The 20,714-nt window shown below is 73.4% G+C and carries 15 protein-coding genes; 5 read left to right on the forward strand and 10 right to left on the reverse strand.

Going from position 1 to position 20,714, the window contains the following annotated elements:
• Window positions 1-35 precede the first annotated feature (35 nt).
• Window positions 36-1,268, forward strand: coding sequence for a kynureninase (gene kynU / locus FIP57_RS01455; protein WP_148571210.1), 1,233 nt, complete (start codon window positions 36-38; stop codon window positions 1,266-1,268).
• A gap of 238 nt (window positions 1,269-1,506) precedes the next feature.
• Here the strand turns inward: kynU and FIP57_RS01460 are convergent, their stop codons facing one another.
• The 3 genes from FIP57_RS01460 to sucC form a co-directional block, all read right to left on the reverse strand.
• The gene (locus FIP57_RS01460; RefSeq protein ID WP_148571212.1) at window positions 1,507-5,280 is read right to left on the reverse strand and encodes an nSTAND1 domain-containing NTPase; all 3,774 of its coding nucleotides are present in this window, start codon (window positions 5,278-5,280) and stop codon (window positions 1,507-1,509) included.
• Window positions 5,281-5,404: 124 nt separating this feature from the next.
• Complete coding sequence (sucD, locus tag FIP57_RS01465; protein WP_148571214.1) at window positions 5,405-6,286, reverse strand: succinate--CoA ligase subunit alpha; 882 nt, start codon at window positions 6,284-6,286, stop codon at window positions 5,405-5,407.
• Between the two features lie 33 nt (window positions 6,287-6,319).
• A complete protein-coding gene (sucC, locus tag FIP57_RS01470; RefSeq protein ID WP_148571216.1) occupies window positions 6,320-7,486 on the reverse strand; it encodes an ADP-forming succinate--CoA ligase subunit beta in 1,167 nt (388 codons plus the stop codon).
• Window positions 7,487-7,758: 272 nt separating this feature from the next.
• Here sucC and FIP57_RS23020 point away from each other — a divergent pair, with 272 nt between their 5' ends.
• The 3 genes from FIP57_RS23020 to FIP57_RS01480 are packed head-to-tail and all read left to right on the forward strand — an operon-like array spanning window position 7,759 to window position 10,574.
• Window positions 7,759-7,935: a hypothetical protein gene (locus FIP57_RS23020; protein ID WP_162529645.1), complete on the forward strand. Its 177-nt coding sequence runs from the start codon at window positions 7,759-7,761 to the stop codon at window positions 7,933-7,935.
• Between the two features lie 37 nt (window positions 7,936-7,972).
• Window positions 7,973-9,730 carry an ABC transporter ATP-binding protein gene (locus tag FIP57_RS01475; protein ID WP_148571218.1) on the forward strand — a complete coding sequence of 586 codons (1,758 nt, stop codon included), beginning with the start codon at window positions 7,973-7,975 and terminating at the stop codon, window positions 9,728-9,730.
• A gap of 4 nt (window positions 9,731-9,734) precedes the next feature.
• Window positions 9,735-10,574 carry a serine/threonine-protein kinase gene (locus tag FIP57_RS01480; protein WP_203230985.1) on the forward strand — a complete coding sequence of 280 codons (840 nt, stop codon included), beginning with the start codon at window positions 9,735-9,737 and terminating at the stop codon, window positions 10,572-10,574.
• Here the strand turns inward: FIP57_RS01480 and FIP57_RS01485 are convergent, their stop codons facing one another.
• From FIP57_RS01485 to FIP57_RS01495, 3 genes are read right to left on the reverse strand one after another with little or no spacing between them, the layout of a single operon-like run.
• Entirely contained in the window at window positions 10,575-11,315 is a 741-nt protein-coding gene (locus tag FIP57_RS01485) for a succinate dehydrogenase/fumarate reductase iron-sulfur subunit (RefSeq protein WP_148571222.1), read from the reverse strand.
• Complete coding sequence (locus FIP57_RS01490) at window positions 11,312-13,312, reverse strand: fumarate reductase/succinate dehydrogenase flavoprotein subunit (RefSeq protein WP_148571224.1); 2,001 nt, start codon at window positions 13,310-13,312, stop codon at window positions 11,312-11,314. Before FIP57_RS01490 ends, FIP57_RS01485 begins: the two co-directional genes overlap by 4 nt.
• A gap of 20 nt (window positions 13,313-13,332) precedes the next feature.
• Entirely contained in the window at window positions 13,333-14,037 is a 705-nt protein-coding gene (locus FIP57_RS01495; RefSeq protein ID WP_238993201.1) for a succinate dehydrogenase cytochrome b subunit, read from the reverse strand.
• A gap of 412 nt (window positions 14,038-14,449) precedes the next feature.
• Here FIP57_RS01495 and FIP57_RS24250 point away from each other — a divergent pair, with 412 nt between their 5' ends.
• Window positions 14,450-15,190 (forward strand): M23 family metallopeptidase, encoded by a 741-nt coding sequence (locus FIP57_RS24250; protein ID WP_203230986.1) that lies wholly within the window; start codon window positions 14,450-14,452, stop codon window positions 15,188-15,190.
• A 1-nt stretch (window position 15,191) separates the two neighbouring features.
• Here the strand turns inward: FIP57_RS24250 and pcrA are convergent, their stop codons facing one another.
• The 4 genes from pcrA to FIP57_RS23510 form a co-directional block, all read right to left on the reverse strand.
• On the reverse strand, window positions 15,192-17,615 hold the full coding sequence (gene pcrA / locus FIP57_RS01505) for a DNA helicase PcrA (protein WP_203231016.1): 2,424 nt from the start codon (window positions 17,613-17,615) through the stop codon (window positions 15,192-15,194).
• Window positions 17,616-17,734: 119 nt separating this feature from the next.
• A complete protein-coding gene (locus FIP57_RS23880) occupies window positions 17,735-18,649 on the reverse strand; it encodes a M15 family metallopeptidase (protein WP_238993202.1) in 915 nt (304 codons plus the stop codon).
• Complete coding sequence (locus FIP57_RS01515; RefSeq protein ID WP_148571230.1) at window positions 18,649-18,990, reverse strand: hypothetical protein; 342 nt, start codon at window positions 18,988-18,990, stop codon at window positions 18,649-18,651. The genes FIP57_RS23880 and FIP57_RS01515 overlap by 1 nt, the downstream gene beginning before the upstream one ends.
• A 20-nt stretch (window positions 18,991-19,010) precedes the next feature.
• Window positions 19,011-20,684, reverse strand: a complete 1,674-nt coding sequence (locus FIP57_RS23510) for an NAD(P)H-binding protein (protein ID WP_203230987.1) — start codon at window positions 20,682-20,684, stop codon at window positions 19,011-19,013.
• Window positions 20,685-20,714: the final 30 nt, after the last annotated feature.

Below are 20,714 nucleotides of genomic sequence, written 5' to 3' on the forward strand. Positions count from 1 at the left end.
TCCGGGGAGCCCACGCCGGGACCTAGAGTCGGCTCGTGCCCCTCAGCCGTGACGACGCCCTCGCCCTCGACTCCGCCAGCCCGCTCGCCGATCGACGAGCCCTCTTCGAGCTGCCCGAGGGGAAGGTCTACCTGTGCGGCAACTCGTTGGGGGCGCTGCCCACGGCGGTCCCCGACCGGATGGCCGAGACGGTCCGCGCGGAGTGGGGCGTCGAGCTGGTCTCCGGCTGGAACCGGGCCGGCTGGACGGGGCTGGTCCGCTCCGTCGGCGCCCGCATCGCGCCGCTCATCGGGGTGTCCGGCCGCGACGTGACCGTCGGCGACTCGACCAGCGTCTCCCTGTTCAAGCTCCTCGTCGCGGCCGCGCGGTTGCGGCCGGACCGCCGGGCGCTGGTGATGGAGCCGACCACGTTCCCCACCGACGGCTACGTCGCCCAGGGCGTGGCCCGCCTCCTCGACCTGGAGCTGCGCTGGTGCGACCCCGCGGACCCGGCCGCCGCCCTCGACGACGACGTCGCGGTCCTCGCGCTCACCCACGTCGACTTCCGCACCGGCGCGATGTTCGACATGGCCGCCCTGACCCGGGCCGCCCACGACGCCGGTGCCGTCGCGCTCTGGGACCTCTGCCACTCCGCCGGCGCCGTGCCGGTCGACCTCACCGCGGTGGACGCCGACCTGGCGGTCGGATGCACCTACAAGTACCTCAACGGCGGCCCCGGCGCGCCCGCCTTCACCTGGGTCGCGCCGCGGCTCCAGGGCCAGGTGGAGCAACCGATCACCGGCTGGTGGGGCCACAGGACGCCCTTCGACATGCCCCGCGAGTTCGAGCCCGCGGACGGCATCGCGCGGATGGATGTCGGCACCCCGCCGGTGCTGGCGCTCTCGGCCCTCGACGCCGCGCTCACCGCGTTCGACGGGGTGTCGGCCGACGAGCTGCGCGCCGCCTCGCTCTCGCTCACCGACCTGTTCATCGCCCTCGTGGACGAGCGCCTCGACGGGCAGGGCTTCGAGGTGGTCACCCCGCGCGACCACGCCCGTCGCGGCAGCCAGGTGTCGCTGCGCCACCCCGAGGCCTACGGGGTCGTGCAGGCGCTCATCGCGCGCGGCGTGGTCGGCGACTTCCGGGTCCCCGACGTCGCGCGGTTCGGCTTCGCCCCGTTGTACGTGCGTCACGTCGACGTGCACGACGCCGTGGACCGGCTCGTGGAGGTCCTGGCGAACGACGAGCACCGCGACCCGGCGTACTCCCGGAGGAACGCGGTCACCTGAGTCGTGCCTCCCGGGCGTGTCCCACCCGACACGAACCGACGAGGAGGGACGACGGGTCGACGCCCGGACGTGACAGGACCCCCGTCCGGAAGCCGGTGCCGGTGTCCGAACGGGGGTCCTGCGGTGCGCGGGACCCCTCCCCCGCGGAGGTCCCACCGGGAACGGTAGGTCGGTCCGAGCGGGTGTTCGACGGTTGAGGGCCACCCCGTACAACCTCGTACGCCGCCGTGCGGGCCCCTCAGCAGGGCGGGTCGTACGGCACGCCGGGGAGGTACTGCTCCCACTCCTCCTGGGTGAGCGCCGACCCCGCCGTCGCGCACACCCGGTCACGGGCCGCCTGCACGTCGGTCGACCAGGCGCTGACCCGCCCCTCGGCCCCGCCGGCCAGCACCACCTCGGCCGTCGGGTGGTGCAGCGCCTGGTAGCCCGCGCCGCCGAGGGTGCCGAGCCGGGCGAACAGCTCGGCCCGCCCGTCGTCGAGCCGCCAGAGCCACAGCCGGCCGTCCTGGCTGGCGGCCGCGAGCGTCGAGCCCTCCGGGTCGAAGGCGACGGAGAAGACGGTGTCCGAGGGGCCACGGAGGGTGGCCAGCGGTTCGGGGTCCTCCGGGTCCGTGACGGACCAGAGCCGGACGGTGCCGTCCGCCCCACCGCCGGCGAGGAGGGAGCCGTCCCGTGAGAAGGCGAGGCCGTAGACGGAGCTCTCGAACCCGTCGAGCACCTCCGGGGCCCGGTCGGGCTCGTCGGTGGCCCACAGCCGCACCAGCCGGTCGGTCCCGCCGGACGCGACCAGCCCGCCGTCCGGGCTGAGCGCCACCCCCAGCGCGAGCTCCGCGCCCCCGAGGTCGGTCGCCAGCACCTCGCGCAGCCGGTCCCCCTCGACCGCGTAGACGGTCGTCGAGCCGTCGTCCGCGGTCGCGGCCACGTGGCGGCCGTCGGCGCTGGTCGCGAGGTTCTCGACGAGCTCCTGCGCCGGGCGCACCACGAGGGTCCGCTCGGGGTCGGTCGCCGGGTCGCGCCACACGACCAGCCGTCCCTGGCGGGTGCCCGCCACCAGCAGCCGGCCGTCGGCGGTCACGGTCACGACGCCGTCCAGGCTGTCTCCGCCCGGCCCGCGCCAGGTCAGCGTCCCCAGGAGCCGGGGGCTGAGCGGGTCGGTGACGTCCACCCGGAGCACCTGGGGCGCCGCCGACCCCACCCCGACGTACAGCACGTCGCCGGTGTCGGGAGCCGCCAGCCCCCAGACGTGGTCGCCGGCGCGCGGCAGCTGGGGCCCGGTCAGCGGGGTGAGGTGGACGGTGCCGTCGAGGGCCCCGGACAGCACCGCGGCGCCGCCGTCGAGCAAGGCCACCGACGTGTAGTTGGCGGGCCCGCGCTGGCGGTGCTCGAGGCTCCACCTCTGCGTGCGCCACAGCTGGACGAGCCCGCCCGACGCCGCGGCGGCGAGCCGGGTGCCGCTGTCGTCGAACGCCAGGTCGTTGACCCACGAGGTGAAGCCGCCGAGCGGCTCGGTCGCCGGCCGGCCGCTGTCGGTGCGCCAGACCCGGACGAGCCGGTCGGTGGCCCCGGCCGCGAGCAGCCCGCCGTCGGGGCTGAAGGCGACCGACCGGACGTCGTGGGCCGCACCGCCCAGCGAGAGGTCGTGGGACGGCTGCCACCCTCCCGCGCCCGGGCGCCAGAGCTGCACGAGCCCGTCCTCGCCGCCCACCGCGACCGTCCCGTCCGGCGCCGCGTCGACGGCGAGGAGCGGCGGCGCGTCGAGCACCGGGCCTTCGAGCCGGCCGTCGCCCGCGCGACGGCGCTGCAGCCCCGAGCCGCTGGTCGCGACGAGCAGCGTCCGGCCGTCGTCGCTGAAGACCAGGTCTTGCACCGCGGGGTGCTCCTCGTCGCGCTCCGCGCGGACCGTCCACGCCACCGTCGCCGCGGTCGGGTCGGAGACGTCGAGGACGGTCACAGCGCCGGGGCCGCCGCCGACGGCCACCAGCCGCCCGTCGGGGCTGAACGCGGCGGCGTAGAGCGGCCCACCGCCCGCGGCCTCCACCGAGCCGACCGGCTGCGGCGTGGCGCCCTGCTCGTCGCGGGCCAGCAGCCGCACCCGGCCGTCGGAGCCGGCCACCGCGAGCAGCCGCCCGTCGGGCGAGGCGACCGCGCGGACCGTGCCCTCGGGGCCGGTGAGCCGCGTCGTCGGCGCGAGGCCGGTGGTCTCCAGCAGCACCGACCGCGCCTCGACCGTGGGCGCGAGCCGGTAGGCCGCCAACGCGATCTGCGCGGCGAGCGCCGGCTCGGTCGCCCGCAGGTGGTCGGCCTGCACGGCGGCCTGCCGGGACTGCGCCTCGTTGCGTGCGGTTTCCGCGGCGGCGCGCAGCCGGTCGGTCTCGCGGCCGCTCTCCAGCAGGTACGCCGAGAGCACGCTCGTGGCCAGCGCGAGCAGCGCCACGGCGACGACGCCGATGCGGACCCGGCGGGCGCGCCGCTCCTCGAGCCGCTGCTGGCGCTCGTGGAGGGCCGTGGTCGCCTCGACGTAGCTCCGCTCCAGCGGGGTCAGCCCGCCTCCGGGGGCCGCCTCCGCCGCTGCCCGCACCCGCTCCACCTGCGGCCCGACCGCGAGCAGCGCCGGGTCCCGGCCGGAGCGGACCCAGTCCTCGGCCGCCCGCCCGAGCCGGCGGCGCAGCAGCAGCGCCTCGCGGTCCTCGGCGAGCCACGCCCGGAGCCGGGGCCACGCGGTCAGCAGCACCTCGTGGCTCACCTCGACGGTGGTCTCGGTGACGGTCAGGATCCGCCCGTCGACGAACGTCTCGGCGACCTCACGGGTCCCCGGGTCGTCGTCGAGGTCGTCGAACCCGGCCCGCCGACGGGTGGCGGCGCCCTCCTCGTCGACGTTCACCAGCTGCGCGAACAGCCGACGGGCCCGGCGCTGGCCCTCGGGGGACAGCGCGGCGTAGAGCTCCTCGGCGGTGCGCTGCACGGCACCGGCGACGCCCCCGACCTCGAGGTAGTCGGCGACGGTCAGCCGTGCCCCGCGGGCCCGCTCCCACGTCGCGAGCAGCGCGTGCGAGAGCAGCGGGAGGGCGCTCGGGTCGGGGAGCCGCCCCGCCGGCACCACGTCGCGCAGCAGCAGGGCGACGAGCTCGGGCTCCGGGGGCCGTCCGGCCCGCGCCGCCGGCTCCTCGACCACCCGACGAAGGGCCTCCTCGGACAGCGGCCCGACCGGCACCTGGTGGTCGCCGAGGAGCGGCAGCAGCAGCGGCTCGGCGAGCGCCGCACCGTAGAAGTCGGCCCGGAGCCCGGCGACCACCACGGTGCCCGGCTCCTCCGCGAGCGCGACCAGCTGCTCCAGGAAGGCGCGCCGCTCCGGCTCGCCCGCCGCGAACAGCTCCTCGAGCTGGTCGACGACCAGGACCCTGGCCGCCGCACCGTCGACGACGTCGAGCGCCCCCGCCAGCTCGGCCCGGGCCTGCGGGCCCGGCTCGAGGAGCACGGTGGCGACGTCGGCCGCGGCGAGCCGCGCGACGAGCCCGGCGCGGAGCAGCGACGACTTGCCCGACCCCGACGCACCGACCAGGCAGACCAGCCCCGGTCCACCGGTGCGGTCCAGCAGCGCGGTGACCCGGCCGACCAGCTCGTCGGTCAGCTCCTCGCGCCCGACGAACCACGTCGCGTCGTCGACGCCGTAGCTCTCGAGCCCGCGGTAGGGCGGCACCCCGCCGGCTGTCCCGCTGCCCACGCGGCGGACCCGGTTGACCGCCGTCCACCACTCCTCGACGGCGTCACCGGCGCCGAGGACGTCGAGCACGGCGGCGAGCTGCTGCTTCTGGCTCGCCGGCGGAAGGTGGCGGCCGCTGAACCAGCCACCCAGGGTCGCGCTGGGGATGCCGGTGCGTCGGCCCACCTCGCGGATCGTCAGCCCCGCACCGGTGCGCAGCTCGGTCAGCGCCCTGGCCAGTGCGGCCGGGTCGCCGGCGCCGCTCGGGTCCGCCGGCGTCGCACGCCGCGGACCACCGTCCCCCGTGGTCACGCAGGGACTCTAGGTCGCCGGACCGACAGGATCGTGCAGGGGCCGCGAGGTCGAGGACCTACGTCTCGACGCCGCCGGGGCTTCCGGCACCACCCGCCCGGATGGTGCCGGTCCCGTCATGCGCTCAGCGCGACTGGAGGATCTCCCGCATCAGCTGCGCGGTCTCGGACGGCGTCTTGCCTACCTTGACGCCGACGGCCTCGAGGGCCTCCTTCTTCGCCTCCGCGGTGCCCGAGGAGCCGGAGACGATCGCGCCGGCGTGGCCCATCGTCTTGCCCTCGGGGGCGGTGAAGCCGGCGACGTAGCCGACGACCGGCTTGGTCACGTGGTCCTTGATGTAGGCCGCCGCGCGCTCTTCGGCGTCGCCGCCGATCTCGCCGATCATCACGATCGCCTCGGTCTCCGGGTCGTTCTCGAAGGCCTCGAGAGCGTCGATGTGGGTGGTCCCGATGACCGGGTCGCCGCCGATGCCGATCGCCGTCGAGAAGCCGAAGTCCCGCAGCTCGTACATCATCTGGTAGGTCAGCGTGCCCGACTTGGAGACCAGCCCGATCGGCCCCTTGCCGGCGATCGTGTGCGGGGTGATCCCCGCCAGCGACTCACCGGGCGTGATGATGCCCGGGCAGTTCGGCCCGATCATCCGCGTCTTCTTGCCCTGCAGGTAGGACCAGACCTCGGCGGTGTCCTGCACCGGCACGCCCTCGGTGATCACCACGAGCAACCCGATGCCGGCGTCGATCGCCTCGATGCAGGCGTCCTTGGTGAACGCCGGTGGCACGAAGACCACCGACACGTCCGCGCCGGTCTTCTCCATCGCCTCCACGACCGTGCCGAAGACCGGCAGCTCCTGGCCGCCGAGCTCCACGGTGGTCCCCGCCTTGCGGGCGTTGACGCCGCCGACGATGTCGGTGCCCGCGTCGAGCATCAGCGTGGTGTGCTTGGAGCCCATCCCACCCGTCATGCCCTGGACGATGACCTTGGAGTCCTTGTTCAGATAGATCGACATCGTGTGTCCTCGTTCTCCGTCGTCTCGGGGCGGTCAGGCGTTGGCCAGCTCGGCGGCCTTGTCGGCCGCGCCGTCCATCGTGTCGACCTGGGTCACCAGGGGGTGGTTCAGCTCGTCGAGGATGCGGCGGCCCTCCTCGACGTTGTTGCCGTCGAGGCGGACGACGAGCGGCTTGCTCGCCTCGTCGCCGAGGATCTCCAACGCGCCCTTGATGCCGTTGGCCACCTCGTCGCAGGCGGTGATGCCGCCGAAGACGTTGACGAAGACGCTCTTGACCTGCGGGTCGTGGAGGATGACGTCGAGCCCGTCGGCCATCACCTGGGCGTTCGCGCCGCCACCGATGTCGAGGAAGTTCGCCGGCTTGACACCGCCGTGCGCCTCACCGGCGTACGCGACGACGTCGAGGGTCGACATGACCAGCCCGGCGCCGTTGCCGATGATGCCGACCTGGCCGTCGAGCTTGACGTAGTTGAGCCCCTTGTCCTTCGCCTTCGCCTCGAGCGGGTCGGCCTCCTCGCGGATCACGAACGCCTCGTGGTCCGGGTGGCGGACCTCGGAGGCGTTGTCGTCCAGCGACACCTTGCCGTCGAGGGCCTCGAGCTTGTCACCGGCGAGCCGGGCGAGCGGGTTGACCTCGACGAGGGTCGCGTCCTCCTCGACGAAGACCTGGTAGAGCGCCTGGATTATCGCGACGGCCTGCTCGAAGACCGGCTCGGGGAACTTCGCCTCGGTCGCGATCGCGCGCGCCTTCTCCTCGTCGACGCCGGTGCCGGGGTCGACGGGGATCTGCTTGACCGCGTCGGGGTTGGTCTTGGCGACCTCCTCGATCTCGACGCCGCCCTCGACGGAGGCGATGCAGAGGTACTGCCGGTTCGCCCGGTCGAGGAGGAAGGAGAAGTAGTACTCCTCCTCCGGGGGCGTCGCCGGCGTGATCAGCACCCGGTTGACGGTGAGTCCCTTGATCTCCATCCCGAGGATGTTCGACGCGTGCTCGAAGGCCTCGTCGGCGGTCTTGGCGATCTTGACGCCGCCCGCCTTTCCGCGGCCGCCGGCCTTCACCTGCGCCTTGACGACCGTGACGCCGCCCATCTCCTCGGCGGCGGCCTTCGCGGCCTCGGCGGTCTCGACGACGACGCCCACGGTGGTCGCCACGCCGTGCTTGGCGAAGAGCTCCTTCGCCTGGTACTCCATCAGGTCCACAGGTCAGCCTTCGGTGAGGGTCGGGATCCGCTGCCGGGGCAGCGGGCTGCCGCGGTCGAGGGTATGCCTCGGCAGGGGGCCGCGGCCACGTCGCCCCCGTCACACCCACCCTTCCCCAGGCACGACGGAGCAACGCACCGAAGGTGAACGGAAGGTGACCTGCACGTAAGACCGCTCTCACCCCTCTCTCATGCCGGTCCCATCGTCACCGCCCAGAGTCGGTCGTGCCAGCAGGCGGAACCGCCTGACACCACCCACCGAAGGAGGCACCCATGGCACGCTCCAGCGTCCTCACCGCGCTCCAGCCCGCCAGGATCGCCCGGGCCGCCGGCTCGAGGAGCGACGACAGCGACGACCGCCGTCGCCGTCGCCGCCGCCGTCGCCGGATGCGCCGTCGCCGGCTGCGTCGTCGCCGCAACCGCAGCCGCAGCCGTAGCCGCACCAACTGACCGGCCCAGGGGCCGGAGGACCGGGAGGAGGAGCTCGATGGGCACGACGTCCGCGCGGATCGCCGCCGCGCTGCGTCCCGAGGAGGACGACGCGCCGCTGGTCGAGCACGCTCCCGGCCTCCGGCTCCGCCAGGTGCTGGTCCGGTTCTGGCCGCGCGTGCGGCCGATGCGACGGTGGCTGGCCGCCGCCCTGCTCCTGGTGGCGGCGGCCCCGGCCATCGAGGTCGCCGAGATCCTGCTCTTCCAGCGGCTCGTCGACGACGTCCTCGTGCCGGCCAGCTGGCAGCCGCTGCTCTGGCTCGCCGCCGTCTTCATCGGACTGAACCTGGTGAGCGCGGTCGTCTCGGGGCTCGACGACTACCTCGGCACCTGGATCTCCCAGAAGTTCCTGCTCGACCTGCGCACCGAGGTCTTCCGCCACGTCCTGTCCCTGCCCCTGCACACCCTCGAGCGCCGGCGGCTCGGCGACGTGATGACCCGGCTGACCTCGGACGTCGCCGCGGTCGAGACGTTCATGATCGGCCACCTCACCAACGGGATCGACTCCGCCGTACGGCTGCTGTTCTTCGTGGGGGCGCTCTTCTTCCTCCAGTGGGAGCTGGCGCTCGCCTCCCTCGTCGTCGTCCCGCTCTTCTGGTGGATCGCCACCAGGTTCGCCGAGTTCGTCCGACGGCTCTCCCGCGAGAGCAGCCGCCGCTCCGGTTCCCTGGGTGCGGTCACCGAGGAGAACCTGGCGAACCTCCCGCTGGTGCAGAGCTACAACCGTGAGCAGGACTCGGCGGAGAAGTACGAGCGGCAGAACCGCGCGATCTTCTCCGCCGAGCTCGCCGGCAGCCGGGTCCGGGCGCTGTTCCTCCCGCTCGTGGACCTGACCGAGCTCGTCGGCACCCTGCTCGTCGTCGCGATGGGGGTCTGGGCGTTGTCCACCGATCGGCTCACCCTCGGCGGGCTGCTCGCCTTCCTCACCCTGCTCGCCCAGTGCTACCGCCCGGTGCGGGACCTGGCCGACCTCGTCCCCTCCATGTACGCCGCGACCGCGGGCATCGAGCGGCTGGTGGAGCTGCTCGACGAGCAGCCGCCGCAGGAGCGACCCGGTGCGCGGGACCTGCCGGCACCGCGCGGCGAGGTCTCGATGACCGGCGTCTCGGTCCGCTACCCCGGCGCCGACCACCGGGCGCTCGAGGGCGTCGACCTCGAGCTGCGCCCCGGCGAGGTCGTCGCCGTGGTGGGCGGCAGCGGCGCCGGGAAGTCCACCCTCGCGCGGGTGCTGACGCGCCACGTCGACGTGGAGGCCGGGACCGTCCGGCTCGACGGCGTGCCGCTCGAGGAGATCACCACCCGCTCGCTGCGCGAGGCGGTGACCGTGGTGCTCCAGGAGAACCTGCTGCTCGACGCCTCGGTGGCCGAGAACATCGCGTTCGCCCGCCCGGACGCAACCCCGGACGAGATCCGCGCGGCGGCACGGGCGGCGGACGCCGACGAGTTCGTCCGGCGGCTGCCGCGCGGGTACGCCACCCGGATCGGGCAGCGCGGCCGCTCGCTCTCCGGCGGCCAGCGCCAGCGGCTCGCGATCGCCCGCGCGCTGCTGCGCGACTCCCCCGTGCTGGTCCTCGACGAGCCGACCACCGGGCTCGACGCGGCCACCGCCCGACGGGTCCTGGAGCCGCTGCGCGCCGCCGCCCGGGACCGTACCGTCGTGGTCGTGACCCACGACCCCGTCGCCCTCGAGGTCGCCGACCGCGTCGTCCGGCTCGCGCACGGCCGCGTCGTCACCCCGGAACCGGTGGCAGGCTGACGTGTTGTTCCGGAGCCGCGAGCGCGGCGTCGCAGGGCAGGTGCCGGTGGGCGAGGAGGTGCTCCCCGGCTACGAGGTCGTCGCGCTGCTGGCGCACGGCAAGCGGGTCGACACCTACGACGTCTGGAGCACCGAGCGCGAGTGCCGCTGCATCGTGAAGGTCCTGCGTCCCGACCGCTGCCACGAGCCCGAGGCCCGCGCCGCCGTCGAGCGCGAGGGGCGGGTGCTCCGCGAGCTGCAGCACCCGCACCTCGTGCGCTGCTACGAGGTGCACACCGGGCCGGTGCCGGCGATGGTCCTCGAGACGCTCACCGGCGCGACCCTCGCTGCCCTGGTCGACGACGAGCCGCTCGGCGTCCGCGACTCGGCGCTGCTGGGGCTCCAGCTCTCCTCGGTGCTCGGCTACCTGCACCGCCACGGCTGGCTCCACCTGGACGTGAAGCCGGAGAACGTGGTCGTCGAGCAGGGGAAGGCGACACTGCTGGACCTCAGCCTCGTCGGCCGGCCCGGCGACGGCCGCCCTGGTGCCGGGACGCGTGGCTACCTGGCACCGGAGCAGGCGCTCGGCCGGGACCTCTCCCCTGCCACCGACGTCTGGGGGCTGGGCGTCACCCTGGTCGAGGCGCTCACCGGCGAGCAGCCGCACGGCGACGAGGCGACGTGGGACAGCCTGCCGCGGAGGCCGCTGCTGCACCGGCGCGCCCCACGGCCTCCAGGCCCGATCCCCGGCCTTCCCACGGCGTACGACGAGGTGCTGCGCCGCACGCTCGAGCGCGACCCGGCCGCCCGTCCGACCCTCGCCGAGCTCCGGGCCGTGCTGACCGCTGTGCTCGACGAGGAGTGATCAGCCGGAGCGGAGCGCCTTGCGGAGGTCCTTGTTGAGCTGGGAGATCACGTCGAGCGGGATCTCCTTCGGGCAGGCCGCCGAGCACTCGCCGATGTTCGTGCAGTGGCCGAACCCCTCGTGGTCGTGCTGCGCGACCATCCCGAGCACCCGGCTGTGCCGCTCGGGCTGGCCCTGCGGCAGCTCACCGAGGTGGGTGATCTTGGCGCCGAGGAAGAGCGAGGCCGAGGCGTTCGGGCAGGCCGCCACGCAGGCGCCGCACGAGATGCAGGTGGCGGCGTCGAACGCGCGGTCGGCGTTCTCCTTCGGCACCGGGGTGGCGTGGGCGTCCGGGGCGGAGCCGGTGTTGACGCTGATGTAGCCGCCCGCCTGGATGATCCGGTCGAAGGCGCCTCGGTCGACGCAGAGGTCCTTCAGCACCGGGAACGCGTCCGCGCGCCACGGCTCGACGGTGATCGTGTCGCCGTCCTTGAACGACCGCATGTGCAGCTGGCAGGCGGTGGTCTGCTCGGGGCCGTGTGCCTGGCCGTTGATCATGATCCCGCACATGCCGCAGATGCCCTCGCGGCAGTCGCTGTCGAACGCGACCGGCTCCTCGTCGTTGGCGTTGAGCTGCTCGTTGAGCACGTCGAGCATCTCGAGGAACGACATGTCCTCGCTGACGTCGTCGAGGTCGTAGGTGCGCATCTCCCCCGCGACCTCGGAGTTGGGCTGGCGCCAGACCTTCAGGGTCAGTCTCACTTGTAGCTCCGCTGCTTCATCTCGACGAACTCGTAGACAAGGTCCTCCTTGTGGAGGATCGGAAGGGCGCCCTCGCCGTTCCACTCCCAGGCGGCGACGTAGGCGAACTCGTCGTCGTGGCGCAGCGCCTCGCCGTCCTCGGTCTGGGACTCGGCGCGGAAGTGGCCACCGCACGACTCACGGCGGTTGAGCGCGTCGATGCACATCAGCTCGCCGAGCTCGAAGAAGTCGGCCACCCGGCCGGCCTTCTCCAGCGACTGGTTGAGGCTGTCGGCGGTGCCGAGCACCTTGACGTTGCTCCAGAAGTCCGCGCGCAGGTCGCGGATGAGCTGGATCGCCTTCTTCAGCCCCTCCTCGGTCCGCTCCATGCCGCAGTAGTCCCACATGATCTGGCCGAGCTCGCGGTGGTAGCTGTCCACGCTGCGGGTGCCCTTGACCGAGAGGAACTTCGCGATCCGCTGCCGCACCGCCTCGAGCGCCTCGACCACCGCCGGGTGGCTGGGGTCGACCTTGTCGAAGGGGCCGTCGGCGAGGTAGTCGCGGATGGTGTTCGGCAGCACGAAGTAGCCGTCGGCGAGCCCCTGCATCAGCGCGGAGGCGCCGAGCCGGTTCGCGCCGTGGTCGGAGAAGTTCGCCTCCCCGGTCACGAAGAGCCCGGGGATCGTCGACTGGAGGTCGTAGTCGACCCAGAGGCCGCCCATCACGTAGTGCACCGCGGGGTAGATCCGCATCGGCGTCTCGTAGGGGTCCTCGCCCGTGATCCGGGCGTACATGTCGAAGAGGTTGCCGTACTTCGCCTCGACGGCCTGGCGGCCCATCCGCTTGATCGCGTCGGCGAAGTCGAGGTAGACGCCGAGCCCGCCGGGGCCGACCCCCTTGCCGGCGTCGCACTGGTACTTCGCGGCCCGCGAGGCGATGTCGCGCGGCACCAGGTTGCCGAAGGACGGGTAGATCCGCTCCAGGTAGTAGTCGCGGTCCTCCTCCGGGATCTCCCGGGGGTCCTTGTCCTTGTCCTCCATCTTCTTCGGCACCCAGATCCGGCCGTCGTTGCGGAGCGACTCGCTCATCAGCGTCAGCTTGGACTGGTGGTTGCCGGAGACCGGGATGCAGGTCGGGTGGATCTGCGTGTAGCAGGGGTTCCCGAAGTAGGCGCCCTTGCGGTGGGCCCGCCAGGTCGCGGTGACGTTGGAGCCCATCGCGTTGGTCGACAGGTAGAAGACGTTGCCGTAGCCGCCGGAGGCGAGCACGACCGCGTCGGCGAGGTGGGTCTCGATCTCGCCGGTGACCATGTTGCGGGCGACGATGCCGCGGGCCTTGCCGTCGATGACGATCAGCTCGAGCATCTCGTGGCGGGAGTAGGTCGTGACCGTGCCGGCGGCGACCTGCCGCTCGAGGGCCTGGTAGGCGCCGATGAGCAGCTGCTGGCCCGTCTGGCCGCGGGCGTAGAAGGTGCGGGAGACCTGCACGCCGCCGAAGGAGCGGTTGTCGAGCAGGCCGCCGTACTCACGGGCGAACGGGACGCCCTGGGCGACGCACTGGTCGATGATGTACCGGCTCACCTCGGCCAGCCGGTGCACGTTCGACTCGCGGCTGCGGTAGTCGCCGCCCTTCACGGTGTCGTAGAAGAGCCGGTAGACCGAGTCGCCGTCGCCCTTGTAGTTCTTCGCGGCGTTGATGCCGCCCTGGGCGGCGATCGAGTGCGCCCGGCGCGGGGAGTCCTGGTAGTAGAACGCCTTCACCGCATAGCCCTGCTCGCCGAGGGTGGCGGCCGCGGACGCGCCGGCCAGGCCGGTGCCGACCATGATGATGCTCAGCTTGCGGCGGTTGGCCGGGTTGACCAGCCGGGCCTCGAACTGGCGCTTCTCCCACCGCTCGCCGATGGGGCCGCCCGGCGCCTTGGTGTCGCGGATCGGCTCGCCCTCGAGGAAGTACCCCTCGGCGTCGCCGCGGCCGGGGCGGAGGTCGGACCGGGTGCCCGGTTCGGTGGTCTGGGTCATTCGGGTTGTCCTCACTCGACTCAGTCGACGATGCCGAACAGCGCGGCCAGGGGCACGAGCGCGAAGCCGCCGGCCACCACGAGGGCGAGCGCGTAGCCCGCGAGGTTCCACGCGTGGCGCTGGGCCGGGGTGTTGGTCAGCCCCAGTGTCTGCGCGGCGCTCCAGGTGCCGTGGCGCAGGTGCATGGCGAGGGCCGCCATCGCGAGCAGGTAGACGACGCTGACCCACCAGTTCTCGGGGGCGAAGCTGTCGACCATCCGCGTGTAGGGGCTCTCGGGGTCCCCGCCGGGGTTGATCGTGTGCGTCGTCAGGTGGAGCAGGTGGAAGACGACGAAGAGCAGCAGCGCGGTCCCGCCCCAGCGCATGGTGCGCGAGGAAAGTGTCGCCACGGCGGCCTTCTTCACGACGTACTTCTGGCCGCGCGCGGCCGCGGCCCGCGCCCACAGCTTGTACGCCGCCGTCGCGTGGACGACCAGTGCCAGCAGGAGCACGACGCGCATGATCCAGAGGAACCCCTCGTAGGGGAGGATCGGCTCGCCGAACTCACGCAGGTGGTGGGCGTACTCGTCGAACGAGTCCTGGCCCGCGAACACCTTGAGGTTGCCGTACATGTGGGCGAGCACGTAGCCGATGAAGATCAGCCCCGAGAGCGCCATCGCGAGCTTCCAGACGATGGTGGACGACCGGGCCCGGGACGCTGCGGCGCGGGTGGCAGTGGTGGTCACGGAGACAAACTAAACCTTCCACTCGGTGGACCGGCTGGCCCGGGGTTGTGACATAGCCTTCGTTACCCACTGGTAATCAGCGGGTGACGGGCGTGCGGTTCGTCCCGACCCGGGCCGTTCGAGCCGAATGCCGTACCCCGGGTGATCAAGGTCTAACCCCAGATGTCCGATCCTCTGTTGTCGACACCGGGCCCTACCCCGTACGGTCGGCGACTTGGACGGCCGACCTGATCGGCTGCCCGCGCACGACGCACGACCGACCTGTCCGCCGCACCCAGGAGACCGCTTGCCCCGCCGCTCCACCGGAAAGCACGCCGCGCCCCGCTCGACCAGGAGCGCCCGGCGCCCGGAGGGCACCCCGGCCGGAGGCCGGCACCGCGCTGCGCCGTCGCCGACGTCGCACTCGCGTGTCGTGTCCGCCGCCCCCCGCGTGCTCGGCGCCGCCGCGCTCGCGGTCGCGACCACCGGCGCCGTCCACTCCGCCGCCCCCGGCAGCGGGGCCGCCGCGACGTCGGCCGCCACCGGCACCGGCTCGACCGCGTTCACCGTCTCCGCTCCCGCCGAGCTCCAACGCAGCGTGCTGATCGACCGCAGCGCCCGCCCGAGCCGTGACTCGGCGCGCGAGGTGCTCGGCCGCGCCGCCGGGAAGCAGCTCGGCACGCCGCGCGGCGGCCAGGGCCGCCAGAGCAACGGCAACGCCCGCGAGCTGGCGAAGGACGCCGAGCAGGCCGCGAAGAAGCTCGCGGAGAACGGCTGGGTGCTGCCGCTCGAGCCGGGGAGCTACCGGCTCACCGCCCGGTTCGGCGAGTGCAGCGGTCTCTGGTCGCACTGCCACACCGGCCTCGACTTCGCCGCCCCGAGCGGCACCCCGGTCAAGGCCGTCGCCGGCGGCACCGTCAGCGAGACGTCGTACGCCGGCGCCTACGGGAACCGGGTCGTCCTCACCCTCGAGGACGGCACCGAGCTCTGGTTCTGCCACCTGACCGACTTCGCCGTCGGCGGTGGCGAGACCGTGGCGCCCGGCCAGGTCATCGGCTCCGTCGGCTCGACCGGCAACAGCACCGGCCCGCACCTGCACGTCGAGGTGCGCCCCGGCGGCGGCGACGCCGTCGACCCCTACGACGCGTTCACGGTCAACGGCGTCCAGCCCTGACCTAGAGCTTCTCGACCGGGGCGTAGCGGAGCAGCAGCCGCTTCACGCCCTGCGAGCCGAAGTCGATCGACGCCACGGCCTTGTCGCCGGCACCCTCGACCGTCACCACCGTGCCGAGCCCGAACGAGTCGTGGGTGACCCGGTCGCCCCCGGCCAGCGACGGCACCTCGCGCTTCGCCTTCCGCTCGGCGTCGGCCTTGGCGGCCGCTGAGCCGAACCGAGGTGATCTGGCGACCGGCCGGCTGGGCAGCGTCGGCATGACGCTGCGTGACCAGGACGTCTGCTCCTCCGCCGTGCGGCGCCAGTCGACGAGGTCGGTCGGGATCTCGTCGAGGAACCGCGACGCCGGGTTGTGCGAGGGAGCGCCCCACGCCGAGCGGACGACCGCACGGGAGAGGTAGAGCCGCTGCTGGGCGCGGGTGAGCCCGACGTAGGCGAGCCGGCGCTCCTCCTCCAGCTCGGGCTGGTCGCCCAGCGAGCGCATGTGCGGGAAGACCCCGTCCTCCAGCCCGGTGAGGAACACGACCGGGAACTCCAGCCCCTTGGCGGTGTGGAGGGTCATCAGCGTGACGACGCCGGACTCCTCCCCGGCGTTGTCGGGGATCTGGTCGGAGTCGGCGACCAGCGCGACCCGCTCGAGGAACTCCGGCACCCCCGGGGCGGCCGGCGCCAGGTCGGCGGGGTCGGCCGAGGGCGGCGCCACCGGCTCGTCGGCGAACTCGCGCGCCACGGCGACGAGCTCGGCGAGGTTCTCCACCCTCGTCTCGTCCTGCGGGTCGTCGCTGTTCTCCAGCTCGGTGAGGTAGCCGCTGCGCGCCAGGGTCTGCTCGAGGACGACGTCGGCGCGCTCCCCCGCCTCGACCATCGACATCAGCTCCTCGACGACGTCGACGAAGCCGCGGATCGCGGTCACCGACCGGGTGGCGATGCCGGGAGCCTGGTCGGCGCGGCGCAGCGCCTCCCAGAAGGTGGTGCCGTCGCGGCGGGCGAGCGCCTCGACGCACGCCTCCGCCCGCTCGCCGATCCCCCGCTTCGGCACGTTGAGCACCCGCCGCAGGCTGATCTCGTCGGCCGGGTTGACCAGCATCCGGAGGTAGGCGAGCGCGTCGCGGACCTCGCGCCGCTCGTAGAACCGCACGCCGCCCACGACCTTGTACGGCATGCCGACGCGGATGAAGACCTCTTCGAACACACGGGACTGGGCATTGGTGCGGTAGAAGACCGCGACGTCGCGCGGCCGCGCCAGCCCCTCGTCGGTGAGCCGGTCGACCTCCTCGGCGACGAACCGCGCCTCGTCGTGCTCGTCGTCGCCGACGTAGCCCACGATCCGCTCGCCCTCGCCCGCGTCGGACCAGAGGTTCTTCGCCTTGCGCCCCCGGTTGCGGCTGATCACCGCGTTGGCGGCGGTCAGGATGTTCTGCGTGGAGCGGTAGTTCTGCTCGAGCAGGATCGTGCGCGCCTCGGGGAAGTCCTCCTCGAACTGGAGGATGTTGCGGATGTTCGCCCCGCGGAAGGCGTAGATCGACTGGTCGGCGTCGCCGACGACCATCAGCTCCGAGGGGTCGACGGCCGCGTCGCCCTCCGGGCCGGCGGCTGCACCGGCCACCGTGTGGCCGCAGAGCTCGCGGACGAGGGCGTACTGCGCGTGGTTGGTGTCCTGGTACTCGTCCACGAGCACGTGGCGGAACCGGCGCCGGTAGACCTCGCGGACCTCGGGGAACGCCTGGAACAGGTGGACGGTCATCATGATCAGGTCGTCGAAGTCCAGCGCGTTGGCGGCCCGGAGCCGCTGCTGGTACATCCCGTAAGCCTCGGCGTACACCTCCTCGACGCCGTTCTTCGCGGCCGCCCGAGCGCCCTCGTGGTCGACCAGCTCGTTCTTCTGGTTCGACACCCAGTTGAGGACGGCCTTGGGCGGGTAGCGCTTGGGGTCGAGCTCGAGCTCCTTGCACACCAGCGTCATCAGCCGCTTGGAGTCGGCGGCGTCGTAGATCGAGAACCCGGACTTGAAGCCGAACCTCTCGACCTCCTTGCGGAGGATCCGGACGCAGGCGGAGTGGAAGGTCGAGACCCACATGATCCGCGCGCGCCGGCCGACGAGCTCCTCGACCCGCTCGCGCATCTCGGCCGCGGCCTTGTTGGTGAAGGTGATCGCCAGGATCGACCCCGGGTGGGCTCCCCGCTCGGAGATCAGCCACGCGATGCGCCGGGTCAGCACCCGGGTCTTGCCGGAGCCGGCGCCGGCGACGACGAGGAGCGGCGGGCCGGCGTGGGTCACGGCGGCGCGCTGGGGTTCGTTGAGCCCCTCGAGCAGCTCCTCGGGGGTCACCTTGCGGCGCTTGGTGGCGGGGCGACCGTCCGGCCGGTCGCCACGCTCGGCCGGGAAGAGCGCCTGCTCCTCGGGGGTGGTCCGTGGGGTGGTCATCCGGGAGGGCTGCCTGCCGTGCGGGAGGGGGACGGGGAACGCGCTCATGTCGAGGCCCACCCTACGTCCGGCCACGGACGGTTCCGGACGGCTCGGGGCCGGGGCCGGTCACCGTGTTGTCACCGTCCGTCGGCCGAGAAGTGGTGCAGGTCCGAGACCGAGCGGAAGGTCCCGCCCCAGGTCCAGCCGACCTGCTCGAACGCGCGGACGACCACCCCGTCGGGGTGGATCATCCCGGGACGCCGCCACGAGCGGTCGGTGTAGGCGCTCGCCAGCTCGGGCAGCACGAGGTCGCCCTTGGTGTACGGGTTGTTGAACGGGTTGAGGTCGACGGCGAGCCCGTAGGCGTGGGCGGACCAGCTCGTCGTGCCCACCGACGGCCGGCAGGCGTACGCCGCGGTGTTGTTGCCGTCGCCGGTCGGCGGCGCGTCCAGGTCGGCCTGGGTGACCAGCCGCATCTCCTCGATCGGGAACCGGGCGTCGTGGAGGGTGCGGAAGACCTCCACCACGTCGTCGGCGACCGACGCGTTGACCACCATCTGGCCGGTGTGCCGCTCGCCGTCGAAGCCGACGAACGAGAGCCGCAGCTCGCGCAGCTCGTCGAGCGGGACCGGGCACCCCGGCGACCATGCCAGGCGGGTACGCCGGACGAACGCCGGCGTCACCGGGTGGACCGATCCCTCGAACCGGTCGGAGGTCGGCGGCGGCAGCACGTCGACGGTGCGCAGCCGGCGCACCCGCAGCTCGCGCGGCGTCCGCAGCACCTGGCCGAACCCGTCGGCGCGGAGCGGCAGGGGGCTGGCGCCGACCTCCCAGGTGTCGAACCGCTCGGCCGGCTCCGTGGGCTCGGTCGTCCCGGTCGGTCCGGTGGGCTCGGGGGACTTCTCCTGGGTCGACCGGCTCGGCGAGGGCTCGGGCCGGGCCGTGGGTGGCGTGTCGCTGCAACCGGCGAGCACGCCGCCGGCGAGCAGCAGGGCGAGGAGCTGGGCGGGGAGCAGGGCGAGCTTCAGGCCGGGGGGACGAGGTGCGACCACTAGCCCCAGAATACGGCGACGCCGACGTTCAGCGCGGTGAGCGCCAGCATGGTCCCGAAGACCGCGCCGGACAGCGGCTGCTTGCGGCGGGCCACGGCGAGCACGCCGATCACCAGCGCGACGAGCAGCTTGACCCCGACCTTGGCGTGGTCGACGTCGGCGTCGTCCATCTCGTTGACCCCGACGAGCAGGACCCCGGTCACCAGCTGGGTGAGCACGCCGTGCAGCACCGCCGGGTTGACCACCCGCTCGGTGGCACGCAGCTGCGTGAACAGCCCGCCGAAGAGCGCGGCGAGGCCGAGGAAGTGCAGGAACAGCAGGATGTCGTGGACGAGCTCCATGGCCCGGATGCTAGGTCGGTTCAGGACCTTCGTCGGCCGCGTCCCGTGGCGGGTGTGGCCCGGAACACGGGCGGGAGGTACCTCACCATCAGCGCCGACCAGGTGACGTGGGTCAGGGCCGGGGCCAGCAGCCCGCCGGTGGCCCGTCGCTGCAGGGCCCAGAGCCCGCCCATGAACCCGGCGGCGAGCACCAGCGCGGGGTTGCGGGTCGGCAGCGTCGCGAGCACGTAGACCGCGGTGGTGCCCACGACGGCGTGCCGCTCGTCGATGGCGGCGTAGACCGCGCCCCGGAAGAAGACCTCCTCGGCGACACCGTTGGCGAGCGTCGTGGCGAGCACGAGCCGGTCGTCACCCTCCTCGGCGAACCGGAGCACCGAGCTGATCGCGGTGCGCAGCGGCGGCACCTGCCGCGCGACGAGCGCCGCCCCGTAGAAGAACCCGAAGGCGCCGAGCCCGGTCAGCACGGGGACCGCGACGGGCCGACGGACGGTGCGGTCACGGGACTCGACCCAGCCGAGGTGCAGCGGGCCCGACACCAGCCCTCCGGCGGTCCAGACGCCGGCCACGGTCAGCGTCGTGGCGTAGAACGCCCGCGATCCCGGCCTCGTCGACAGCCCCGCCGCGAGCAGCGCCGCCCCGGCCACCGACGTCGCCGCCACCACGCGGCGCCGGCGGCGGACGACCTCGTCGGGCTCGTGGTGGTGCACCGGCACGGTGTGGTCGAGCGGCATCGGCAGCTTGCCGCGCAGCCGCTGCAGCAGGCTGCGCGGGCGCTCCTCCCCCGCGTGCCGCTCGCGCAGCGCGTCCCGGACCGCGTCGTCGAAGCTCCGCCGCTCGAACGGGAGGAGCCGGTGCAGCGCGTCGTCCTCGACGACGACCTCGTTGACCATCGAGTCGACCAGCGAGCGCCCGGCCTCGGTATCGACGTCGGTGATCAGGCTCAGCCAGTGGGAAGAGAGCCGGGGCGAGAGCATCGGCACCGGCAGGAGCACCAGGGGTCGCCCTTCGACCGCAGCCACCCGCCGCATCATGTCGGAGTAGCGGAGCACCTCCTCGCCGCCGACCTCGAACGCGCGCCCCTCCGTGGCCGGCTCGCCGAGCACCCCCACCAGGTAACGGACGACGTCGGCGACCGCGATCGGCTGGGTCCTGGTGCTCACCCACCGCGGCGTCACCATCAACGGCAGCCGCTCGACGAGCTGCCGGGTCATCTCCCACGACAACCCGCCGTGGCCGATCACGATCCCCGCGCGCAGCGTGGTCACCGGCACGCCGCCCTCGCCGAGCAACCGCTCCACCTCGCGCCGGCTGCGCAGGTGCGGCGAGAGCCGGTCGTCGTCGCGGCCGAGCCCGCCGAGGTAGACGATCCGCCGCACGCCGGCCTCCGCGGCCGCCCTCCCGAAGGCGCGCGCCGCCTCCGCGTCGAGCCGCTCGAAGTCCGCCGACGCCAGGGAGTGCACCAGGTAGTACGCGACGTCGCACCCCTCGAGCGCTGCGGGGAGCGACGCCGGGTCGTGCACGTCCCCGGCGACCGGCCGGCCCACCCCGACGTACGACGAGGGGCGGCGCGTCATCGCGACGACGTCGTAGCCGGCCTCCACCAGCGCGGGGCAGAGCCGTCGTCCCACGAACCCGGACGCCCCGGCGACCAGGACACGCGGGCGGGGCTGTCGGGCTGCGGGGGCCGCGGTCATCCCGCCACGATAGGGAGCGGCTCCCAACCC

The organism is Nocardioides caldifontis (assembly GCF_008087345.1).
GTDB classification, from domain to species: Bacteria; Actinomycetota; Actinomycetes; order Propionibacteriales; family Nocardioidaceae; genus Marmoricola_A; species Marmoricola_A caldifontis.

Bases quoted from the DNA above. Each gene is read 5' to 3' on its own strand.
- sucD (WP_148571214.1), bottom strand. From the start codon at position 6,286: ATGTCGATCTATCTGAACAAGGACTCCAAGGTCATCGTCCAGGGCATG.
- FIP57_RS23020 (WP_162529645.1), top strand. From the start codon at position 7,759: ATGGCACGCTCCAGCGTCCTCACCGCGCTCCAGCCCGCCAGGATCGCC.
- FIP57_RS01475 (WP_148571218.1), top strand. From the start codon at position 7,973: ATGGGCACGACGTCCGCGCGGATCGCCGCCGCGCTGCGTCCCGAGGAG.
- FIP57_RS01490 (WP_148571224.1), bottom strand. From the start codon at position 13,312: ATGACCCAGACCACCGAACCGGGCACCCGGTCCGACCTCCGCCCCGGC.
- FIP57_RS23510 (WP_203230987.1), bottom strand. From the start codon at position 20,684: ATGACCGCGGCCCCCGCAGCCCGACAGCCCCGCCCGCGTGTCCTGGTC.
- FIP57_RS01515 (WP_148571230.1), bottom strand. From the start codon at position 18,990: ATGGAGCTCGTCCACGACATCCTGCTGTTCCTGCACTTCCTCGGCCTC.
- pcrA (WP_203231016.1), bottom strand. From the start codon at position 17,615: ATGACCACCCCACGGACCACCCCCGAGGAGCAGGCGCTCTTCCCGGCC.